23 protein-coding genes are annotated in these 18345 nt (G+C 69.1%); 9 read left to right on the top strand and 14 right to left on the bottom strand.

Translation table 11 applies throughout. The annotated features are described in order from the left end of the window. Positions 1 to 2: 2 nt before the first annotated feature. On the bottom strand, positions 3 to 1058 hold the full coding sequence (locus J2X09_RS03610; RefSeq protein ID WP_059400303.1) for a DUF6236 family protein: 1056 nt from the start codon (positions 1056 to 1058) through the stop codon (positions 3 to 5). Between the two features lie 713 nt (positions 1059 to 1771). On the opposite strand from J2X09_RS03610, the gene J2X09_RS03615 reads away from it, so the two are divergent. The 3 genes from J2X09_RS03615 to J2X09_RS03625 all read left to right on the top strand — a co-directional run bounded on the left by J2X09_RS03615 (position 1772) and on the right by J2X09_RS03625 (position 2791). Next, the gene (locus J2X09_RS03615; protein ID WP_139222803.1) at positions 1772 to 1951 is read left to right on the top strand and encodes a hypothetical protein; all 180 of its coding nucleotides are present in this window, start codon (positions 1772 to 1774) and stop codon (positions 1949 to 1951) included. 4 nt (positions 1952 to 1955) lie between these two features. Next, entirely contained in the window at positions 1956 to 2153 is a 198-nt protein-coding gene (locus J2X09_RS03620) for a hypothetical protein (RefSeq protein WP_059400301.1), read from the top strand. Positions 2154 to 2269: 116 nt separating this feature from the next. Then, positions 2270 to 2791: a hypothetical protein gene (locus tag J2X09_RS03625; RefSeq protein ID WP_059400300.1), complete on the top strand. Its 522-nt coding sequence runs from the start codon at positions 2270 to 2272 to the stop codon at positions 2789 to 2791. A 118-nt stretch (positions 2792 to 2909) separates the two neighbouring features. On the opposite strand, the gene J2X09_RS03630 is transcribed toward J2X09_RS03625, so the two are convergent. The 10 genes from J2X09_RS03630 to J2X09_RS03675 all read right to left on the bottom strand — a co-directional run bounded on the left by J2X09_RS03630 (position 2910) and on the right by J2X09_RS03675 (position 10879). Next, the gene (locus tag J2X09_RS03630; RefSeq protein WP_082136761.1) at positions 2910 to 3257 is read right to left on the bottom strand and encodes a helix-turn-helix domain-containing protein; all 348 of its coding nucleotides are present in this window, start codon (positions 3255 to 3257) and stop codon (positions 2910 to 2912) included. A 213-nt stretch (positions 3258 to 3470) separates the two neighbouring features. After that, the gene (locus J2X09_RS03635; RefSeq protein WP_242455311.1) at positions 3471 to 3713 is read right to left on the bottom strand and encodes a hypothetical protein; all 243 of its coding nucleotides are present in this window, start codon (positions 3711 to 3713) and stop codon (positions 3471 to 3473) included. A 269-nt stretch (positions 3714 to 3982) separates the two neighbouring features. Further along, positions 3983 to 4858: a tyrosine-type recombinase/integrase gene (locus tag J2X09_RS03640; protein ID WP_059400299.1), complete on the bottom strand. Its 876-nt coding sequence runs from the start codon at positions 4856 to 4858 to the stop codon at positions 3983 to 3985. A 306-nt stretch (positions 4859 to 5164) separates the two neighbouring features. After that, positions 5165 to 5740, bottom strand: a complete 576-nt coding sequence (locus tag J2X09_RS03645) for a malonic semialdehyde reductase (protein WP_059400298.1) — start codon at positions 5738 to 5740, stop codon at positions 5165 to 5167. Positions 5741 to 5844: 104 nt separating this feature from the next. Further along, positions 5845 to 6666 (bottom strand): hypothetical protein, encoded by an 822-nt coding sequence (locus tag J2X09_RS03650; RefSeq protein WP_059400297.1) that lies wholly within the window; start codon positions 6664 to 6666, stop codon positions 5845 to 5847. Positions 6667 to 6703: 37 nt separating this feature from the next. Continuing rightward, a complete protein-coding gene (locus J2X09_RS03655; RefSeq protein WP_059400296.1) occupies positions 6704 to 7090 on the bottom strand; it encodes a DoxX family protein in 387 nt (128 codons plus the stop codon). 54 nt (positions 7091 to 7144) lie between these two features. Beyond that, entirely contained in the window at positions 7145 to 7819 is a 675-nt protein-coding gene (locus J2X09_RS03660) for a glutathione S-transferase family protein (protein ID WP_059400295.1), read from the bottom strand. A gap of 22 nt (positions 7820 to 7841) precedes the next feature. Further along, positions 7842 to 8363 carry a flavin reductase family protein gene (locus tag J2X09_RS03665; protein ID WP_059400294.1) on the bottom strand — a complete coding sequence of 174 codons (522 nt, stop codon included), beginning with the start codon at positions 8361 to 8363 and terminating at the stop codon, positions 7842 to 7844. A gap of 93 nt (positions 8364 to 8456) precedes the next feature. Continuing rightward, on the bottom strand, positions 8457 to 9602 hold the full coding sequence (locus tag J2X09_RS03670; protein ID WP_059400293.1) for an acyl-CoA dehydrogenase family protein: 1146 nt from the start codon (positions 9600 to 9602) through the stop codon (positions 8457 to 8459). A 122-nt stretch (positions 9603 to 9724) separates the two neighbouring features. After that, the gene (locus tag J2X09_RS03675) at positions 9725 to 10879 is read right to left on the bottom strand and encodes an acyl-CoA dehydrogenase family protein (RefSeq protein WP_082136759.1); all 1155 of its coding nucleotides are present in this window, start codon (positions 10877 to 10879) and stop codon (positions 9725 to 9727) included. A 694-nt stretch (positions 10880 to 11573) separates the two neighbouring features. On the opposite strand from J2X09_RS03675, the gene J2X09_RS03680 reads away from it, so the two are divergent. Further along, positions 11574 to 12584, top strand: coding sequence for an AraC family transcriptional regulator (locus J2X09_RS03680; RefSeq protein ID WP_059400291.1), 1011 nt, complete (start codon positions 11574 to 11576; stop codon positions 12582 to 12584). Between the two features lie 65 nt (positions 12585 to 12649). On the opposite strand, the gene J2X09_RS03685 is transcribed toward J2X09_RS03680, so the two are convergent. Both J2X09_RS03685 and J2X09_RS03690 read right to left on the bottom strand, forming a co-directional pair. After that, the gene (locus J2X09_RS03685) at positions 12650 to 13477 is read right to left on the bottom strand and encodes an inositol monophosphatase family protein (RefSeq protein WP_059400290.1); all 828 of its coding nucleotides are present in this window, start codon (positions 13475 to 13477) and stop codon (positions 12650 to 12652) included. Between the two features lie 228 nt (positions 13478 to 13705). Beyond that, positions 13706 to 13936, bottom strand: coding sequence for a helix-turn-helix transcriptional regulator (locus tag J2X09_RS03690; RefSeq protein WP_059400289.1), 231 nt, complete (start codon positions 13934 to 13936; stop codon positions 13706 to 13708). A gap of 818 nt (positions 13937 to 14754) precedes the next feature. On the opposite strand from J2X09_RS03690, the gene J2X09_RS03695 reads away from it, so the two are divergent. Next, the gene (locus tag J2X09_RS03695; protein WP_082136757.1) at positions 14755 to 14964 is read left to right on the top strand and encodes a hypothetical protein; all 210 of its coding nucleotides are present in this window, start codon (positions 14755 to 14757) and stop codon (positions 14962 to 14964) included. A 111-nt stretch (positions 14965 to 15075) separates the two neighbouring features. Then, positions 15076 to 15426, top strand: a complete 351-nt coding sequence (gene rbp / locus J2X09_RS03700; protein ID WP_059400288.1) for an RNA-binding regulator — start codon at positions 15076 to 15078, stop codon at positions 15424 to 15426. A gap of 198 nt (positions 15427 to 15624) precedes the next feature. Here the strand turns inward: rbp and J2X09_RS03705 are convergent, their stop codons facing one another. Continuing rightward, the gene (locus J2X09_RS03705; protein ID WP_242455310.1) at positions 15625 to 16590 is read right to left on the bottom strand and encodes a DUF1845 domain-containing protein; all 966 of its coding nucleotides are present in this window, start codon (positions 16588 to 16590) and stop codon (positions 15625 to 15627) included. 477 nt (positions 16591 to 17067) lie between these two features. Here J2X09_RS03705 and J2X09_RS03710 point away from each other — a divergent pair, with 477 nt between their 5' ends. From J2X09_RS03710 to J2X09_RS03720, 3 genes are read left to right on the top strand one after another with little or no spacing between them, the layout of a single operon-like run. Beyond that, on the top strand, positions 17068 to 17631 hold the full coding sequence (locus tag J2X09_RS03710) for a hypothetical protein (protein ID WP_059400287.1): 564 nt from the start codon (positions 17068 to 17070) through the stop codon (positions 17629 to 17631). 53 nt (positions 17632 to 17684) lie between these two features. Beyond that, positions 17685 to 17897: a hypothetical protein gene (locus tag J2X09_RS03715; RefSeq protein WP_059400286.1), complete on the top strand. Its 213-nt coding sequence runs from the start codon at positions 17685 to 17687 to the stop codon at positions 17895 to 17897. Further along, positions 17894 to 18202, top strand: a complete 309-nt coding sequence (locus J2X09_RS03720) for a hypothetical protein (RefSeq protein WP_059400285.1) — start codon at positions 17894 to 17896, stop codon at positions 18200 to 18202. Before J2X09_RS03715 ends, J2X09_RS03720 begins: the two co-directional genes overlap by 4 nt. Positions 18203 to 18345: the final 143 nt, after the last annotated feature.

An 18345-nucleotide genomic window follows, 5' to 3' on the forward strand; every position in this document is an offset into this window, starting at 1 on the left:
CCCTAGTCGTTCATGAACTCCTCGAACTTGCGGTGCAGCAGCAGGCTCGGCGTGCGGGTCAGCCGCTCGGCGTCGACCAGGTACGACCCCACCGACTTCGGCTTGCGGACCAGTTCACGCGTCGCGAGGGCCGCCACGGCGCCCGCCAGCGTGCCCACGCCCAGCCCGAACGGCGTGTACGGACCGCCGCCCCCGAGCCCCGGGAGCGAGAGGAAGGCAGCCGCGACGGGCAGCCCCACGGACAGGATGCTGTATACGCCCTCCTTCCGGAAGAAGCCCAGCGACGCCCGGTACTCCGCCTTCGCCCGCTCGAAGCGCCGCACGAAGTCCGCCACGATGTAGCGGGCGTGCTGCTTGTTCTTGCAGCGGGAGATCTCCGCCTGCAGCTGCTGCAGCTCCCGTTGAAACGCATGCCGGAGCTCCACCGTGTCCTCGCGGTAGCGCAGGATGGTGTCGATGGGCACCTCGGCGAGGTCCCTGGGAAGAAGATCGACGACCGCCAGGTTCGCGAGGTAGGCGTCGGCACGCTCGTCGGAAACCGCCTCGGTGAAGGCCCCGTCGTTCGCGAAATAGGTCCCGACGGCCCAGCAGTCGGAGGAGTCCGTGGTCAGCTCCAGCGCGCGGCGCTGCGCCACCGAGGCCGCCAGGTAGAACATGTAGCCGCCGGCATGCTCGTGGGGCACCTCGAGGAAGCCGTCGGCGGTCAGGCGCTGCGCCAGCTGCTCGAACAGCGGCAGGAGCTTGGCGTCGATCTTGTCCGGATTGATGCGGGTGAACGCCTCGGAAGAGAAGCCGGCGGGCCAGGCCAGGCGGGTCCGCTGGGACTCCCGCAGCGCGTAGAAGTCCAGGAAGCGGTGGGCCGCGCTCGACTTCTCCGCGGCATCGACGGCCAGGTTCAGGATGACCCCTTCGGCCACCGCCGTCGCCACCTCCGGCGGGTCCTGCGGGACGTATCCGCCGGGAACGATGCGGTGCACGCGGTCCCAGACCAGCAGCGAGCGCTTGAGCGCGTCGAGATCGTTGAATTCGATGGTGGGATAGTGCAGCGCCTGTGGCATATCGCTCGCGAGACATGGAGTGGAAGAATGCGGGGCGGGCCCGGCCCCGCGCATCGTATCGCCCCGCGGCCCGGCCTGGCGCAGGCGCGTTGCCAGCCCCTCCAGGACCGGCGCATGGGCTGGCGGGACCCGGCGGCCCGTGGGTCCGTCCGTCCGCGGGTCCGGGTCCCCCGCCCGGCCGCCGCACGGTGCGTCGCTCGTCGCCACCCCGAAGCGCTTGCTGCCGCGTGCCCTTCGGAACGGAAACGTGGCGCGTGTCCGCGCCCCGCTTGCGGCCTGCGGCCAAGCGGACCGATAGTGCCATGGCTACCCGTGGGCATCGAGTCCACCCAGCCTTCATCGGGGCCTGCACGCAGGCCCAATGAAGTCCAGCCTCGCTGGCGTCGCGATCGTTACTCGCCTTGCAGTGCGCCGGATCCGTCCGGCCCGGTCATGCGAATGACCAGAGACCCGGTCCGGCCTTGCGCCGGACCGCGAACCGTGGCGCGTCCTCTCCTTGAGGCGCGCCACTGCGTGCCGGATGGGGCAGCGGCTTCGGTCGCTGCGCCATGCGGCCCAGAGCGAGTGCCGCACCCGCCAGGGCGCAGGCGTTCATGGCGTGCCGCCAGGTATCGCCGCAAAGCGCCTCGGCCCCGCTGAGGCATCCCAGACGGGGAACATGTTTCCCCGGCATGGGGAGCGGTGTCCCCCTTTTTTCATGGAAGGAGGACACCATGATCACGAATGTGATGAGAGCCCAGCGCGCCGTGTGCGTGCTGTTGGGCGGATCCGGGTCGCGCGCCGCGCAGCTCCCGGCCCCCCGCCGGATTCCGATGTTGTTCAAGCCCTGGTCCGGCACGGCGGCGCAAGCTCCCCGGCAAGACCAGGCCGAGTCTGCCACGGCCCAGGCCTGATCGCATGATCGACCGCTACCGCAGGCAGATCGCAGCCACGGTCGTCCAGCTCGCGAAGGACGACCCGGGGCTCGTGAGGGCCGTGATCGTCCAGCGGCGCAGGCTGGGCGACATCGAACCAGATGACCTGGCGTACCTTGAACGGATCGCCAGCCGATGGATGAGGATCGCCGAACAGGCGCGTTCGGGTTTCCGGCGCTGAAGCCTGCAGCCCGCTGCACGCACGGCGCCGCCGCCGCGCCGTTCGCGATCCTCCGCGGCCACGCCGGGCGGCCCTGCGTCCTCCGATGTTCAACACCAACCACGGGAGGCTTAGCCATGCCCCAAGAGAAGTCCCCTGCCCGTCACCGGCTCGAAACCATCGAGCGGCAGGAAGAGAAGATCTGGGTGGAGTTCTACCCCGAAGTGCGCCGCGATGAGACCCTCGCCGCGGAGATCCTGACGGAACTCGAACGCGACGAGACGCTCCGGCGCCGCCATCGCGGCCTGTACCTGTGCTGCCAGCGCTGCATCCGGCTCCATGAAAGCCGCGAGACACGCAACCGCCGCATCGGCAGGGCCGTGCGCAGCCTGCTGCGGGCCGTGTTCATTTCGTTCCCGAGGGCGGTCGCCGAGACGCTGGGCCAAGGCCGCAACGTCGCCGTGGCCTGCCTGCCGGAAATGGAAGAAGAGCCCGCAGCGCCCCAGGTCAGGCGCCTGATGGAGAGTGACGCCTACGCCCAGGCAGAGAAGTCCTTCAGGGAACGCGCCCGCAAGGCCGCGGACAAGACCGACACGGGCACGCACGCGCTCGCCGCAGAGGACACCGCCCCGGCGGTGCGGCCATCGGCGGCAGGCTGAGCCCGCCGCCCGCCAGAGACCGAACGCCCTGCGCGCCGCCCATGCGGCGCGCACGGGCGCATCGGCGCTCGCCCGGCCCCGACTGGACAGCGGGCTGGCGCGCCAACAAACGCCGCACTCACCCCGCCCTGCCCTTCTTTCCGCGCTCCAACCCCGTTCTCCCGCCTTTCGTGGCCACCTCGTCGCCCAGCCGCGCGCCACTGCGCTGCTTGGGACTGCGCCGCGCCTTGTCGGCGGAGGGTGTGCGGTCAAACTCCAGCAGCGCCGACGGGGGAACCCTCAAGGTCTCTGCAAGCACGCAGATGTTGCGCAGCGCCACGTTGCGCAAGCCTCGTTCGATCTCGCTGAGGTAGCTCCTCGACATGCCGCTGTCGTAGGCCAGCGCCTCCTGCGACACCCCGGCGTTGCGGCGCGTCGCTGCCAGGTGGCGCCCAAAGCACACGAGGGGGTCGTATTCCAGTTCCATAGCACTCCTTTGATCCGTACGCTATCGGATCACTTGCTATGGAGCTACTCGATATGAGAGCACTCGCTATAAGCGCACTCGCTATGAGTGCACCCTCTATAAGTGACATTCGCGCGCGCTGACCGCCTCCCGGATACCCCCGGTTCGCCATGGCCGCGGGCCGGAATGTGAGGCCCCGTCCTTCAGCCGGACGCCGCCGACGCCGCTACCGCCTCAGCGGCCGCCCTGGCGCGCATCCGGACGCCCGACGCATGCGTCGAGCTGTCCGTCGATGAGCCAGTGCAGAAAGGCAGTGGCATACGACGTTCCATGGTAGTAGCCCTTGCATTGCGCGACATAGCGCTCGAGATCGGCGAGCGTGCGGATGTCCGCCGGCTCGAAGTCGGTGATCTCTTTGAAGACCTCGGCCTCGCGCCGGGTCAGGCGTATCTGGTTGCCGCAACGAAGCATCGTCATGCACTCCCGGGACGGTGGGACTGCCATGTTCACGCAAAGTTCGACCGTTGTGCGAACGGCCGCGCCTCGCCATGGCAAATCGCACCCCGGTGCGACCGCCATCGGTCCCCGGTCCGATCCTGGTCTCAGTCGTCACGCTGCCCGCATGCGCCGTCGGCACTCCTGCAGGCCGGACCCCACCCTCCTGCCATGCCGCAGGGCGCCGGGCCCCGCGGCGTAGGTGAACGCTCCGCGAGCAACCGGGACTTGCCGGGCAGCGAGCACGCCCCCTAGACCAGCCCCTCCATGAGCTGCTCCAGGCTCGGCCGCGGGCACCGGGGCGGCCGCACGTCGCGGATCCCCAGCAGCTCGCCGATCTGCTCCTCGTCCGCGCCCCGGCGCACCAGGCGGTGCATCACCGTGTGGCGCACGTTCTGCGCCGACAGGCCGGGGATGCCGATCCGCCGGAAGATCTTGCGATAGGCATAGTGGATCTCCTCGCAGAGGTAGCGCATGCCCGATGCGGTCGGAATGCGCTCTATCGGAAAGGCAGCGCCTTCCTGCGTCAGGAAGAGTGCCTGCACCGGGTCCAGCCCCCGGTAAGCCAGCGGCTGGGCCCCGGCGGATCCCGGGGCCCGCACCGCGAGATAGGCGTCGATGGCCTCGCGCGCCGGCACGCTGGTGAAGTACAGGGGGCGGCTGCGGCGGTTCACCGCCACCTCGGCGCGGACCTCGGAATGCAGCCTGACGGTGCCATCGTCGTTCAGGTAGTCCCGCACCTGCATGCGCGCGACCTCGAGGGGCCGCGCTCCGGTCGCGAGCAGGATCCACACCATGGCCACGTCCCGCTCGGGTGTCGCCGTGTGCAGCCGCGCGCGCCGCATGGCGGCCTGGATGTCCTCGTCCGAGAGGATCACGGGCGCATCCGTCTTCCCGGCCGGCGCCATGGGCCCATACCGCTGCAGGGCCGACTCGATGGCCAGCCGGTGCGCGCGCAGCGTGCGCACGAACACCGCGCGGCTCTCGTTGAGGCCCTCGACGCCGATCTCGCGGACCAGCCGGAGCACGAGCGCCTTGACGCGCCGCTCGACCCCGGTGCGCGTCATGCCATGCTCGCGGGCCACCGCCTCGTAGGTCATGCCCCCGAGCACGGCAAGCAGCAGCATGGTGGAGAGTTCCAACCGTTCCGAATCCATATCGAGCCATCCGCCCAGCTTCCATCTGAGCCCGATGCTCCGGATTCGCGCCCGCTGGCGCCAGCCCGAAATTGCTCCCAATTGGGGGCGATTTCGGGAGCAGGCCCGCGCTGTCCATCGCAGCGCCTTGCGCCCGAAGCGGAAACCCGCCAAGCCGGCCGGCGGACACCGCGTCGCCGAGGACAGCCCGTGGCCGTCCCATTGACCCAGGTCAAGGCCCGCGCGAGGCCCGCGCGGGTCCGGGACAGCAGACCCGCGCCGGGCGAAGCCTGCCCTTCAGGCGAGCCGGCAGACCTCGTCGAAGGCGAGGCGCGGCAGCCGCGGATGGACCTTGGACGGGTCGCCCTTGCCCAACGTGCAGAGCACGTTCGTCCTGACCTGCGTGCCGGGCCAGAACTGCGCGTCGACCTGGTCGGCATCGAAGCCGCTCATCGGGCCACAGTCCAGTCCGAGCGCCCGGGCCGCGATGATCAGGTAGGCGGCCTGCATCGACGAATTGCGAAACGCCGTGGCTTCGATCATGGGCGCGTTGCCCGCGAACCAGCTGCGCGCGTCGACGTGCGGCACCAGCCTGGGCAACTGCTCGTGGAACGCCATGTCCATGCCGATGATCGCCGTCACGGGCGCGGAACGCACCTTGGGCTGGTTGGCCGGGCTCACGCATTCCACGAGCCTGGCCTTCTCCGCTTCCGAACGCACGAAGACGACGCGCGCCGGCTGGCAGTTGACGGACGTCGGCCCCCATTTCATGAGGTCGTAGAGGGAACGCAGCATCGCGTCGGGCACCGGCGCGTCGAGGAAGCCGTTCTGGCTTCGCGCCTCGGTGAAGATCTGCTCGGTCGTGATGTTCATGGGAATGATGCTCCTCGGAAGAATGGTGCCGTCAGGCCGGCCCGGCCGCGGCGATGAACGTGGCCACCGCGCCCCCGGGTGCTGGCGGCGGTCTTGGGGCCCGGTCAGCGCAGGCCCAGGATCTCCGGCCCGTGGGCCATCCACCAGGCCGAGCCCCATAGCAGGTGCACGGCCGCCGACAGCGGAAGACACACCGCGAGCCAGATCCACCAGGCGCGCGGGACCCTGCGGTGCCGGACCAGGTCGTAGACGAACAGCGGCGCCACCCACAGCAGCGTGTACAGGTCGGACGCGGCCGGGCTTTCCGGGTAGGTGCCAGGCAGCGGGATGCGGTCGATGCCCGCGCCCAAGGGCCAGACCGTGGCCAGGACCAGGAGGCGCTTGTGTGTCTGCGGATCACCGGTTCGCACCCACAGGGCCCAGGCGATCAGCACGGCAAACACGACGCCGGCGCGGATCTGCGACAGGGGCCGGTTCGGGATCCACGCCTGCAGCAGTTGCAGAAGGGCGGGTTCGGTGCCGGCCGGGGGCGCCGCCAGCATCTGGTGGATCGGCCGGTCGACGACGGGCACGAGCAGGACGCCGCTGAGGACCATGGCGGGAGCCACCAGCAAGGCCAGCATGCCGAGCCGCCGGTGCAGCCAGGGCGCGCCCGTGGCCACGAGGACGGACTGCACGAGCAGAAGGGCCAGCCAGCCGCCCATCAACACGGCATGGACGTGCAGCACGGGCGGCATCGGCCCCTGCTCGCCCGCGCGCACGGAAGCGAGCTTGGCGATCGAGCTGGGGACGAAGCCCGCCAGGGCCGTGGCCACGAACAGCGCGGCCATGAAGACGAAGATCCAGCGGTCCGCGAACGCGGCACCTGCGCTCCGGGCCGGTGCGCCGCGACCCAGCTGGGCGCTGGCAATGTGGTGAGTGCTCATGGTGGCTGCCTCATGGTTCTGCGTGCCGCACGCGCACCTACAGCGGCCGTGCGGACGCCGCCGCGGCAATCGCGAGCAGCCCGGCCATGATCGCGATGTTGTTCGCGAAATGCTGGACCTCGTTCGCGCGCTCTTGGGCCGGCGCGGCCCAGAAGTTATGGTTCAGCGGGGTGATGATGGCGGTCAGGACGAGCAGGACCAGCGCCGCAGGCACGATGCCCCGGCCCAGGATCAGCGCGCCGCCGCCGGCGACCCAGACCAGGATCGTGACGATGAGCAGCGGTCCCGGCACCGGCACGCCCTTGGCCGCCATGAGTCCCGTGACCATCTTGAAGTCCTTCGCCAGGCCGAGGGCCGTGACCAGGTAGAACAGGGCGACGACGACCCTCGCAGTCGCTGCTCCCCAGACGCTGAATGTCTCCATGGATACTCCGTTCATGTTCTTGCGATGGATCCGGGCGGACCGTGCGGACACCGGTCAGCCTTCCTGCGTCTGCTGGACCAGCCCCCGGCTCAGCCCGAGCACCGGCGGGAAGTCGGGCACCGCTGCGCTCGGGCGTGCGGAGAAGCGCCGATACCAGCCCTGGAGGCTGGGGCAGTCCTCCGGGATCGGGACGCCGAACAGCTCGGTCGTGGTCTGCAGCAAGGCAAAGCCGACGCAATCGGCGGTGGTCAGACGATCGCCGGTCAGGAACGCCCCGCCCCGGTCCGCCACCATGCGCTCGAGCAGCTGCAGCTTGCCGAGCCATGCCGCCATCCCGGCCCGCGCGACCGCCTTGTCCTGCGCCACCTCGGCCGCGAACAGCCGGCTGCCGTTGAAGGCCCAGATCCGCAGATAGACGGTGGCCTCCTCGATGACGGTGATGAACTCCCGCGTGCGCGCGCGCTCCACCGGGGTCGCGCCGATCAGGTCGGGCGAAGGGAAGCGTTCCTCCAGGTACTCCAGGATGGCGAGCGAGGAGCCGATGACCTGCCCGTCGCCGATGTCGAGCGCCGGGACGGTGCCGGCGATCGTCACGCCTTCGATGATGCGCCGCGTCCTGTCCGGCGGCGGGGCGACCTGCACGCGTTCGATGCCCTCGATGCCCTTCTCGGCAAGGTAGACGCCGACGCGGCGGGGATGGATGGACCAGGGTACTTCGTACAGCTTCATGATGGCTTGTCTCCGGCGAGGCTCAATGGGGCGTGACTGGCAGGAGGCGTCCCAGCGAGCCGTCGCCCCAGCCGAGGATGTCCTGGTCGCCGGACGAGAACATGTCGAACACCTTGCCGATGACCACGTCGTGCGTTCCGTACTGCGCGACCTGCTCGATCCTGCAGAAGATGCTCGCCGGCGCGTCGTCGAGATACCAGAGCCCCTCGTGGACCTTCCATGCCGGGTCCTTGAAGCGCTGCTCCCGCAGCCTGGGGTCGCAGAAGGGCCGGAAGTGCGGCTCCGTGGCGCTGTTGAGCAGGTTCACGCAGAACAGGCCGGCCGCGCGGACATGCCGGTACGCCGATCCGTCGCGGTTGATCGAGATGGCCATCGAGCAGGGTTCGAGGGCCACGGGCATGATGGCCGACATGGCCAGCCCGACCGGCTCTCCGAACTCGTCGAAGCTGGTGACGATGCTCACGGGCGCGGGGGTGAAGCGCAGCACGCGCTTGAGCCGGTCCGGGATTTCCGGGGGCTTGGCGATTTCAATCAATTGGGTCATCTTGGGAGCTCTTGTGGGTGGGGGCGCCAGCGGCACGGGCCGACGCCATGTGCGACGGCAGGGCCGGCCGCGCGGCCGGGTTGTCTTCAGGGGCTAACCGCGCTTGAGGGCCAGCAGGCCGGCATCCTTGCCCGCCAGCGTCGCATTGAGCGCAGCGTGGTTGGCCGCCGCCCGGACGTCGCGCAGCGCGCGTGACAGGCGGTTGTTGTAGATCCCCTGGCCCCCGCTGAGCTCGAATACCCGCTCGAGCGCGCCGAGGCACAGCCTGGAAATCGTGGAGGTTGCCGAGCGGTTGCGCAGGATCTGCTCGGGCGGCATCGCCTGCCCGCTCAGCACGATGGGCTCGCACTCGCACGTGATCTTCTGGAGCAGTTCCCAGGCATAGGTCACGTCCCCGACCGCGCTGCCGACCACCGTCTGGAACAGCTCCAGCTCCGCCGGCGGCCGCCCGCCGAACTTGCCGGGGCTGTTGCGGATGCTCTCCACGAAACTGTCGATGCCGCCGCGCGCCGCGCCAACCATCGCGCTCTGGAGGCTGTGCGGCGCCAGGCCGCTGAAGAAGTCTTGCAGGTCGACCACGCGCACCTCGGGCACGAAGGCCCCGGCGACCTCCAGTGTCTTGCTGCCGGTGCCCGCGAGGCCCATCACGAACCAGTCGTCGTGGATCGCATAGTCGCTGCGGGGGACCAGGAACAGCTTGCGCGCCGGTGCCCCCTTCTCGTCGAGGACCACGCCGCCGAGCAAGGCCCAGCTCGCATGGTCGGTGCCGCTCGAGAAGGGCGACTTGCCGCTGATCTCGTAGCCCCCATCGACCTTCCTCGCCTGCAGCGTGGGAGCGAATGCGGAGGAAACCAGGGCCTTCCTGTCATCGCCCCAGACCGCGGCCTGCGCTTCGGCGGGGAAGGTGCCCACCACGACGGAGTGGCCCGCCAGCACGCAGTAGATCCAGCCGGTCGAGCCGCAGCCGCGCGCGAGCTCGTAAACCAGTTCGTACAGTTCGTGGAAGCTGCGGCCCAGTCCGCCCCACTGCGGCGGCTGCACGAGCCGCATCAGGTCCGCATCGTAGAGCTCGGCGATGGTCTCGCGCGGAATGCAGCGCTCGCGGTCCGTCTGCTCGGCGCGCGCCTCCGCCTTGCGGCTGATCCGGCGGGCGCGCTCCAGGAGCTCGGCGTGCGATGGCGCCGCGGCGGCGGTGGCGCTCGCCTTCGGCGAGGGATTCAGTACAGCGTTGTTTGACATCTCGGATTCCTTTTTCAATCTGGTTCAACGACTCGCGCCTGGCACTGCCGAGCGCGCGGCGGGACGCGGCGACGGGAGGGCGGAGCCATCCCGCCGCAAGGTCGCCCGCCCTCGCCCGGGGCTCAGAAGAGCGGGTAGGTCAGCGGCAGGCCGAGGTGGTGTTTGCCGTGCAGTTCGCGGGTCGCGTCCCAGTCGACGAATGCATGGACCGACACGGTGTTGAGATCACGCCAGATGCGCTGCAGCGCCTGGTCGTTGTGGAAGCTGGACGCCCCCGAGGCGCCCATCATGGCGTTCACGGTTTCCCGGCTGTGCTTCGAGATGAAGGCCGTCAGCCCCTTCAGCTTCAAACGCTCGTCCACGGTGAATGGACGGCCGGCCAGGATCTCGGCGGCGTGGCCGTAGACGGCACGCGCCAGCTCGTCGGCGGCACGGGTGGCGATCTGGAACTCGCCCAGCATGATCTGGGCATGCTGCTGCTCCTTAACCACCGCCCCGGTGAAGTTGCGGACCCGGCGCTCGACGGTTTCCTCGTAGGCCCGCAAGGCCCCCTTCAGGCACCCGACGATCACCGGAGCGAAGGTGCAGTACACCAGCACGAAGAAGGGAATCGAGTACAGCGGGTTGTCGTAAAGGCGGGACCCCGCCGTCGGACCTTCGTAGAACTCGCCCATGGCGGCCGAACGGTGGTCCGGCACGAACACATTGGTGGCGACGTAGTCGTTGCTGCCGGTTCCCGACATGCCGGCGAAGTGCCAGTTGTCCTCGACCTGGACCTGCGCCACGGGCAGCAGAAAGCCGCGCTGCTGGCCATCCTCGGCCATGCCGCCGATCATGACCCAGTCGGCATGCATCACACCCGACCCCCACAGCGCCCGCCCGCTCAACTCCCAGCCGCCGTCCACCTTGCGCGCCTTCATGTTGGGGGCCGAGGCCGCCGGCAGCAGCACATAGCCCTTCTTCCCGAACAGCTCCTCGTGCGCCCGCTCCGGGAACTTCGGCACATAGATGTTGTGCATGATGTAGAAGGCGGCGATCCAGCCCGTCGAAGGGCAGGCCTCGCTGATGATCTCGATCACCTCCAGCGCGGTGGACAGGCTCGCTTCGGCGCCGCCCCAGCGCTTGGGCACGAACATCTGCACGATACCCGTCTCGATCAGTTCCTGGATGGAATCGTCGTGCGGCTTGCGCCGGACCGCCGCCTCGGCAGCACGGGCTCGGATGCGCGGAGCGATCTCTCTCGCGCGCTGGATCAATTCGGAATCAGTATTTGGCATTCTCGGCACCTTCTAAGGACGTGGAGTACGGGAGACTCCTCCGCCTGCGGCGGGGCCGGGCGGGACTCAGGACCGAGTGAGGTCATGCGCGGCCGGGCTCTTTTGCTTTCGCGGCCCGGTCCTTCGCAAGCGGAGTTGTCTCTTGGTGCATAGCATCTCAGCACCCCCTCCAGCACGCCATCCGCTTTTTGCAGCGGCTATCCCGGGTCTACATCTTCTTGATGTGTGTCGGGTTCCTCGGCCCCGTCCATGGCACATCGCATGTGCCGTGTGCCAGCGCGCGGGGCGCGCCGGCCGCGGAGCGCGTCGGGCCTCGATCCGGGCAGGAAGCCAGGGCACCCGCCGCGCAGCGGCTCCTCCTCCTTCCCGGGCGCCCGCTCGGCCGGAGAGTGCCTTGCCCGGCACGCTGCCGCCACAAGCGGGCGGAGTCCGGCTTCACTACCGGCAGGGCTGCGGCAACCGCCCCCTCGGGGGCTGCGGGATGTCCCGATGCCACTTCCCCGCGCTTCATGGTATTTTGGATTGATATGAGCTAGATCATTTTCAATCATGATCATTTTTTTGGGTTCGCCTGCATTGAAGCCGGTGCCTTGGGCGAGCCACGCAAGGCAGCCGGCGGGCGGAAGGTGCTGACGAGAAGATGCCCGGACGCGCGTCGATGCGCCGCACGGGTCGACCGACAAGGAGACAAGGGATGCCAAGTTCCGGGTTTGCGGAGACCTTCCGGTCCCAGGCACTGCTGTCGCGCCAGCTGTTTCAAACGCACGACCCCGACGAGGCCCGCAGCCGCGTCGGCGAGGTGCTTTCGCCGCACGAGCTCCGGGTCCTGGACACCGGGGACGCCGTGGACACGCGCATGTACCGCGTCACGCTGGGATCGATTTCGCTGCACCGCCTCAGCTACGGCGCCGCCGTGGAGGTCCGCCCCGGACGCATGGAGAACGCCTACCTGGTTCAGATGCCGATCTCGGGCTCGTGCGTCGTGCGCTGCGGAGACACCACCGTCGATTCCAGCCCGGGCGTGGGCACCGTGGTCACGCCCACCGAGCCGCTGCACCTGCTGGGGCACAAGGGGTGCGACCAGATCATCGTGCAGATCGACCGCTCCCTGCTGGAGCGGCATTGCGGACAGCATCTCGGACGGGACCTGTCGAAGCCGGTGAAGTTCGCCCCCAGGATGGCGCTCGATGGTTCCCAGATCGAGCCCTGGCGCCGCCTGATCGAGCTTCTGGTGAGCGAGGCGGCCCACGACAGCGGCATGCTGGCGTCGCCGGCGGCGCGATCCAACCTGGAGCAGATGCTGGTCAGCGCCCTGCTGTTCGGACAGTCGAACAGCCTCAGCGACGAACTGCGGCGCCCGACGCCGCCGATGGCCCCCTACTACGTGCGCCGCGCCGAGGAGTACATCCACGCCCATGCAGGCGAGCAGGTCAGCATCGCGGACGTCGCGGAACACGCGGGCGTGAGCATCAGCGCTCTCTATTCCGGCTTCAAGAATTTCCGCGACACGAGCCCCGCGGCGTTCCTGAAGTCGATCCGCCTCCAACGCGTTCGCGCCGAACTGCTCGAGGGGGCTTCCCGCGACGAGACGGTCACCGGGGTGGCGATGCGCTGGGGATTCACGCACCTGGGCCACTTCACCGCCGCCTACAAGCACAAGTTCGGCGAAGCGCCGTCCCAGACGCTGCGCCGCTCCATTCGCTGACGGGCGGGCGCGTGCCAGCCCCGGCGGCGGCCGGGCCGCGAGAGGCCCAGCCCACCCCGTCCTGCTCAATCCAGCAGCGCCGCCTTCAGGTCCCGCCAGCTCCGCGCATCGGGCGCGCAGATCAGCCCGCCTGACATGTGCGCGGGGAGAAAAGGCGAGCCATCGAAATGCGCGCTGTGCCCGCCGGCTTCGCGGTGCAGCAGCCAGCCCGCGGCGTGGTCCCAGGGCATCAGCTTGTTGTAGAACAGCGCGTGGACCTGCCCGGCCGCCGCAAGCCGGTACTCGTGCGCCGCGCAACGCAGCCAGCAGGTGGTCGACAGCGAGGACAGGCGCTGGTTCACGCGCGTGCGCAGCGGCTCGGGCAGGAAGTTGGTGCCGATGACGCCGTCCATCTGGTCCGGGGGCACCGGTGCAGCCACCCGCAGATCGATGCGGCGCCCGCCGCCTTCATGTTCGAGCCATGCGCCGCCGCTCCTGAACGCGTAGGCCGTGCTGCCGGTCACCGGATCGTGGATCGCGCCGGCCATGATCTCTCCGCGCACCACCGCAGCGGCCATGACGCCGAACAGCGGAAGACCGCTGGCGAAATTGCGGGTGCCGTCGAGCGGATCGACCACGAAGGCCAGGTCGCGGCCGCCGATGCGCTCCAGCAGTTCCGGGTCGCGGCCGGCCGCTTCCTCGCCCACGATGAGCGCGCCCGGGAACCGGCGCGCCAGGTCGCTGGCGATCGCCGCCTCGGAGCGTTCATCCGCCAGCGTGACCACGTCGAATGCCGAGGTCTTGCGCGCTATCTGGTCCGGCGCGAGGCGGTTGAAGCGCGGCATCAGCTCGGCCTGTCCCGCCGCCTGCAGCACCTTGCCCATCCATAACAGGTCATCCATCGAAAACGCCATATGCCAGCCTCCTTGCGGCGTTTCAGTGTTGGCCCCGCACGGGCAGCGGCAATGCGTGCAGCGGGTCCCTTCCTTGCGGCCGCGCGCGCAGCGGGGCCAGGCCACGCTTCCATGGCGATGCCGCGTACGTGCGGGACGGCGGGGCACCTGTGCCTCCGGATCCACCCGAGCGCATGCGCGCGCAGGCCGCTCCTTCGCGGTCGACCGGCGCCGTGCGCTCGCGGGACGCTACGCCGGGGAGCGCGGATGCTGGCTTCCTTGGTCCGCGATCCAGCGGCGCACGTCCTCGGCCCGCCACGCGGTGACCCGGGGCGACAGCTTCACGGGCGCAGGGAAGCTGCCGCTGTCGACGCGGCGCCACAGGGTCGACTTCGAGATGGGCACGAACACCAGCACCTGGCGTTCGCGCAGAAACCCCGTCTCGGGCAGCACGGCAGGACGTTCGGATGGGTAGGTCATGGTTCGACTCCTACACCGGCAAGGCCGGTCGGTGGCCGACCCGCTCGTTCACGTGGGGCTAGGTCAGGATGACACCCACGCTAGGGACGCAACACGCTGGCGCACACCGTGGACGTCCCCTGGACGGTGTGGCGATCGACAAGTTCATGGCCGCGCTCGGCGGACGCCTCTGGTCACCGCGGCGAGCGACGGCAGACCATCCGGCGGCGGGCAGGCGCGAGGAAGAGAATTCGCAAGCAGCTCCAGGGCTGGAGGGTCGAGGAGATCCAGCTGTCCCCGCCCGAAGTCACCGCGGAGAACACGGGCGCATGCGGGCTGCCGGAACCATATCGCGCCTGCGCCAAGAGGCATAGGGTGCCGGGCCGCGGCGCCACGTCCTAGCACCGAATGCCACGCCGCGGGAGACAAGTCGGAGTGACTTCCCGCAGCGGACCTTGTCTCGTGTCGGCGCAGTCGTTCCCTCGCCCTCGCCTGGGGAGAATGCGGCAGGCTCGAAAGACAGCGGCGGCAGGCATCTCGCGCGCGGAGCCGAAGGAATCCGAGCGCATCGGTGCGGCAGGGCTTTTATAAAACCAAAAAGAATATCAAGCTTCTCGTCCATACGAATCGAGATATACTCAAACCAGTTCAACTGGCTGTTCCCAGCAGCCACGACAACGCCCGCCGAAGGCGCCACATCGTCCCGCGCGGCTAGCTTTTGCGGCTATTGCCGCCCGGTGGGTCTGTAGAGCTGCAGCCTATCCCGTTTCTCCATGCTCATGCAGGTCCATTCCAGCCTGCGTTGCCGACTGAACCCGATTCCAAATACCGCCATTCCCATGGGCAAGTACGTCGTTTCGCCCGCGACACACCAGACCGACTGTGGCCGCTTCCGCGCCTCCGTCTCGGTCCAACGCTCTCAAGGCAACGGCAGCTACTGTCGAGTGTTCCGCTTTGACAGAGCCTTTGCCTCTCGCGAAGCCGCGCGAATCTTCGCAGTCACCCAAGGCTGGCTGCAAACGTGCATGCAGCACCCTCCGGCGTGCTGAGCAACTGCGCCCCACCGCGTCCCTTCCATCCGTCCGCATGTGGCCTCCACATGCACATCCCTAGCGCAAACGGCGCGCCCTTGCGCGCGCCCCATGAATAAAGGCTTTTCCATGTCCAGCAAGATCTATGTAGGCAACCTCCCCTACTCCGTCACCGATTCCAGCCTGCAGAGCAACTTTGCCGAGTTCGGCAGCGTCGCCTCCGCCAAGGTCATGACGGACCGTGAGACCGGCCGTTCCAAGGGCTTCGGCTTTGTCGAGATGGCTTCCGCCGAGAACGCCCAGGCCGCCATCAGCGCTTTGCACGGCAGGTCCGTCGATGGACGCTCGATCGTCGTCAACCTGGCTCGCCCCCGCGAAGAGGGTCGTGGTGCGGGTGGCCATGGTGCCCAGGGCTACCGTGCAGCCGGCCGTTCGGATGTCGGCTACGGCGATGGCGGCTACGGCGGTGGTCGCTACTGAACCCAGCCGCACCGCAGAAAGACCGGCCCATCTGGGCCGGTTTTTTTCGCCTCCACCGGCCCGCTGTGGACCGCCGCCCAGCCTCTGGGCCGATGGCGCTGTGCCCCATCCTCGTTCGGTCCCTTCAAGGGTCTGCGCGCTTGTCCGCGGCGATGCGGACGCGATTGCGCCGCCTCGTTGCCGTTCGTGATCGCTGCACTATTCCCGCGGCACCACCTCGGCCGGGGGATCCACCGGCGCGCCTGCGTCCGCAGTCGGCGGGGTACCCGATAGGGCAGCCGTGTCGCCCCCCGGCTGGGCGCCGGGCTGACTGCCAGCCTCCCCGTTCGCTTCCGGGGCTGCCGGCTTGCGGCGCACACGCTTGAGTACGGACGGACCCATGGCGTGCTCCATGGCCTCGTGCGCAGCGTCAGCCCCGCTCCCTGGTTCCGCCGCCGGGAGGATGGGATCGGGCTCGCCCCCGGACTGGCTGGCATTGCCGACGTCGAGCGCGGCGGCATCGTCCATGCGCGGTTCGCCGGCCGCTGGCGCAACCGGCCGAGGGGCCACCTCGCCCAGATCTCCATCACGCGCCCCCATTGCATTCATGCGCCTGCGCAGACCGGTGGCCTGCCGGCGCGCCGAATTGGCGATGTCCTTGATCTGGCGCTTCAGCGCGGCGCGCTGGATGTCCAGCTCCTGGGTGCTGATGACCTCATGGATCTCCAGCGTCTGCAGCAAGGGCATCAGCTGGTCGAGCTGGTTGAGCACCTCGAGGTACCGCCGCCCGCTCGAGGACAGGATGCCGACCTCGATCTCCAGCGGCTGCGTGTCATAGGTCGCGAAGCTGCTGATCCCATGGGCCTTGAAGAGGGCCTCCGCGCCGTCGAGCGCCTGGTTGAGCCTGTTCTTGACCGCGTCGATGTCGGCGCGCAGCGAGGTCTCCTCCCTCTCGACGTCCTGGTGGTCGATGCGCGTGCGCGCGATCACGGAAATGAAGTGGGCGTTGAGCTGCAGCGTGTTGAACATGCGCACGAACAACCGCTTGGCCTCCGCGCTCGTGAAATGCGTGCGGACCTTCAGGCTCGCCGCCTCGACCCTGCGGAAGTCGGCCTTGGCCTCCCGCGCCAGGATGCGGGCGTTGACCGCGCCCTGGTCCGTCTTCACGATCTGGATATCAGCCATCGCCGCCTCCGGTGCTTCGGTTCCTGCGGCCGATCTTCGGCGCCCGCCGCGCGCGCCGCCACCCGAAATCCAACCCGAATCCGGCGCATTTCGGCGACAGCCCGCGCGGGCGGCGCCGGGCGCCTTGACCCCGCCCCGCCGTCCCGCTACGGTGCTGTCCAACGGTAGCTGGCCCGCGGGCCCGGCCCGGCGGACACCCCGACCGGACGGATCCCGACTGCGAGCCCTGGAGCATTGGCCGCGCGCACGTCCGCGGCACCGGCAGGAACAGGCTTTCGAGGCAAGCGCCTGGCCTTGCGCCGAAAGCTCTTTCCGACCGGTAGCTGGCACACCGATCACGGCGGATCACCCGCCTACCTACAAACCAGCCTGGGTCCATTGACCCGCGAGCCTCGGCGCCATGCCGAGAGTATTCACCCCGAGGGGCACCCGCCCCTCACGGGGATTGGGCTGCCTCCTCCCTTCCTGGAGTCAGCCATGCCGACAAGCATTGCATCCCGCCGCCCGCGCGCGCCAGCGTCCGCGGACGTCTTCTACATCCTCCCCAGCACCGCGCTGGCGGGTGCCTCGATCGTCGGGGCGCCCGACTGGTCCGACATCGATCCCGACGGCGACGACGACGCGCACGAATGGACGGTGGAAGAGATCGTGTATCTCCATTGGCGCCTGCTCAAGGACGTGCGCGATCTGGCGAACACGAGAACGCCGCTGGACGAGAAGCTCGCGACCCTGGGCTGGATCTTTACCGACCCGGAAAAGGACCGCCTCCCCTTCTCGTTCGTCAACTGCCTGCGCGTGGTGGGCTGCAGCCCGCTCTCGCCCATCGCCTATTGCGGCCGGGTGGACAGCGAGGAGATCCGCGATCACATCGCGCGCAACGTGAAGGGGTGGCTGATGGAGTCGCTCGCACGCTACCCGCGCTGGGTGGCGGAGGCGTTCGCAAGCAACCCGGGCTGGATCGAGGCTCGGCTCGCCCGGAACCCCCAGTGGATCAACGAGCAGATCAAGTGGCTCTCGTTCCAGGGCGACCTCTTCGCCTGATCCCCCTCTTCCTGGAGCCCGCGGACGCGGGCTCCGCAACCCAAGGAGATGCCATGTCTTCATTCGAAATCATGCTGTGCCTCGTGCTCGTGCTGGCCGCCTACGGCGTCGCCGCGCGATGGGACGACGAGGCAGCGCGGGCCGCCCGCGCCGAGTCCCGGTGCACGGCCTCGGCTGCCGCGCCGTTCCCCGGCGCGGGCCCGGCCCGGCGCCGGTGCGCAGACCTCCCCGCCAGGGAAACCTCCGGACAGGGGGTGGAGCCATGACACAGGCAGCCACCTTCGCGCGCTCCCGGCCGCTGGTGCCGGTCTGCGACACCGCGGAACTCGAGTTCCTCATCAAGGAAAGCGAGATCGTCACGGGCATCGCCGGCCGGACCTTCGTGGTCCTCGGCTCGCGCATCCAGTCCTACCGCATCGCACTGCGGCCCAGCGGCTACCTGCTGCGTTCGCAGGACGGCGAGGCCATGGCTGCCGACACGCGGTACGTGAGCGCCGCCGACTGGCCGGACCACCCGGTGTCGCGGGCGCTGCAGGCCGGCCTGCTGTTCACGTTCGAGATCGGCCGTTAGGCCAGCGCCATTGCCGCGCGGGAGGTCCGGTCCCCGGGGCCGCCTGCGCGGGCGCCACATCCATTGGAGGAAAAACATGCATCGCATAGAACCACTTGGGCAGCCCGCACGCGCGCGGCCGCCCGGAACGCACAGGACGTCGC

It is taken from the genome of Hydrogenophaga laconesensis (assembly GCF_031457235.1).
GTDB classification, from domain to species: domain Bacteria; phylum Pseudomonadota; class Gammaproteobacteria; order Burkholderiales; family Burkholderiaceae_C; genus Hydrogenophaga; species Hydrogenophaga laconesensis.

Excerpts from the sequence above, each read along its gene's own strand:
- J2X09_RS03625 (WP_059400300.1), top strand. The coding sequence starts at position 2,270 with ATGCCCCAAGAGAAGTCCCCTGCCCGTCACCGGCTCGAAACCATCGAG.
- J2X09_RS03690 (WP_059400289.1), bottom strand. The coding sequence starts at position 13,936 with ATGACCTACCCATCCGAACGTCCTGCCGTGCTGCCCGAGACGGGGTTT.
- J2X09_RS03670 (WP_059400293.1), bottom strand. The coding sequence starts at position 9,602 with ATGTCAAACAACGCTGTACTGAATCCCTCGCCGAAGGCGAGCGCCACC.
- J2X09_RS03610 (WP_059400303.1), bottom strand. The coding sequence starts at position 1,058 with ATGCCACAGGCGCTGCACTATCCCACCATCGAATTCAACGATCTCGAC.
- J2X09_RS03655 (WP_059400296.1), bottom strand. The coding sequence starts at position 7,090 with ATGGAGACATTCAGCGTCTGGGGAGCAGCGACTGCGAGGGTCGTCGTC.
- J2X09_RS03710 (WP_059400287.1), top strand. The coding sequence starts at position 17,068 with ATGCCGACAAGCATTGCATCCCGCCGCCCGCGCGCGCCAGCGTCCGCG.
- J2X09_RS03640 (WP_059400299.1), bottom strand. The coding sequence starts at position 4,858 with ATGCTGCTGCTTGCCGTGCTCGGGGGCATGACCTACGAGGCGGTGGCC.
- J2X09_RS03675 (WP_082136759.1), bottom strand. The coding sequence starts at position 10,879 with ATGCCAAATACTGATTCCGAATTGATCCAGCGCGCGAGAGAGATCGCT.
- J2X09_RS03630 (WP_082136761.1), bottom strand. The coding sequence starts at position 3,257 with ATGGAACTGGAATACGACCCCCTCGTGTGCTTTGGGCGCCACCTGGCA.
- J2X09_RS03645 (WP_059400298.1), bottom strand. The coding sequence starts at position 5,740 with ATGAACATCACGACCGAGCAGATCTTCACCGAGGCGCGAAGCCAGAAC.
- J2X09_RS03715 (WP_059400286.1), top strand. The coding sequence starts at position 17,685 with ATGTCTTCATTCGAAATCATGCTGTGCCTCGTGCTCGTGCTGGCCGCC.
- J2X09_RS03680 (WP_059400291.1), top strand. The coding sequence starts at position 11,574 with ATGCCAAGTTCCGGGTTTGCGGAGACCTTCCGGTCCCAGGCACTGCTG.
- J2X09_RS03650 (WP_059400297.1), bottom strand. The coding sequence starts at position 6,666 with ATGAGCACTCACCACATTGCCAGCGCCCAGCTGGGTCGCGGCGCACCG.
- J2X09_RS03635 (WP_242455311.1), bottom strand. The coding sequence starts at position 3,713 with ATGACGATGCTTCGTTGCGGCAACCAGATACGCCTGACCCGGCGCGAG.
- J2X09_RS03615 (WP_139222803.1), top strand. The coding sequence starts at position 1,772 with ATGATCACGAATGTGATGAGAGCCCAGCGCGCCGTGTGCGTGCTGTTG.
- J2X09_RS03695 (WP_082136757.1), top strand. The coding sequence starts at position 14,755 with ATGGGCAAGTACGTCGTTTCGCCCGCGACACACCAGACCGACTGTGGC.
- J2X09_RS03665 (WP_059400294.1), bottom strand. The coding sequence starts at position 8,363 with ATGACCCAATTGATTGAAATCGCCAAGCCCCCGGAAATCCCGGACCGG.
- J2X09_RS03620 (WP_059400301.1), top strand. The coding sequence starts at position 1,956 with ATGATCGACCGCTACCGCAGGCAGATCGCAGCCACGGTCGTCCAGCTC.
- rbp (WP_059400288.1), top strand. The coding sequence starts at position 15,076 with ATGTCCAGCAAGATCTATGTAGGCAACCTCCCCTACTCCGTCACCGAT.
- J2X09_RS03660 (WP_059400295.1), bottom strand. The coding sequence starts at position 7,819 with ATGAAGCTGTACGAAGTACCCTGGTCCATCCATCCCCGCCGCGTCGGC.
- J2X09_RS03705 (WP_242455310.1), bottom strand. The coding sequence starts at position 16,590 with ATGGCTGATATCCAGATCGTGAAGACGGACCAGGGCGCGGTCAACGCC.
- J2X09_RS03720 (WP_059400285.1), top strand. The coding sequence starts at position 17,894 with ATGACACAGGCAGCCACCTTCGCGCGCTCCCGGCCGCTGGTGCCGGTC.
- J2X09_RS03685 (WP_059400290.1), bottom strand. The coding sequence starts at position 13,477 with ATGGCGTTTTCGATGGATGACCTGTTATGGATGGGCAAGGTGCTGCAG.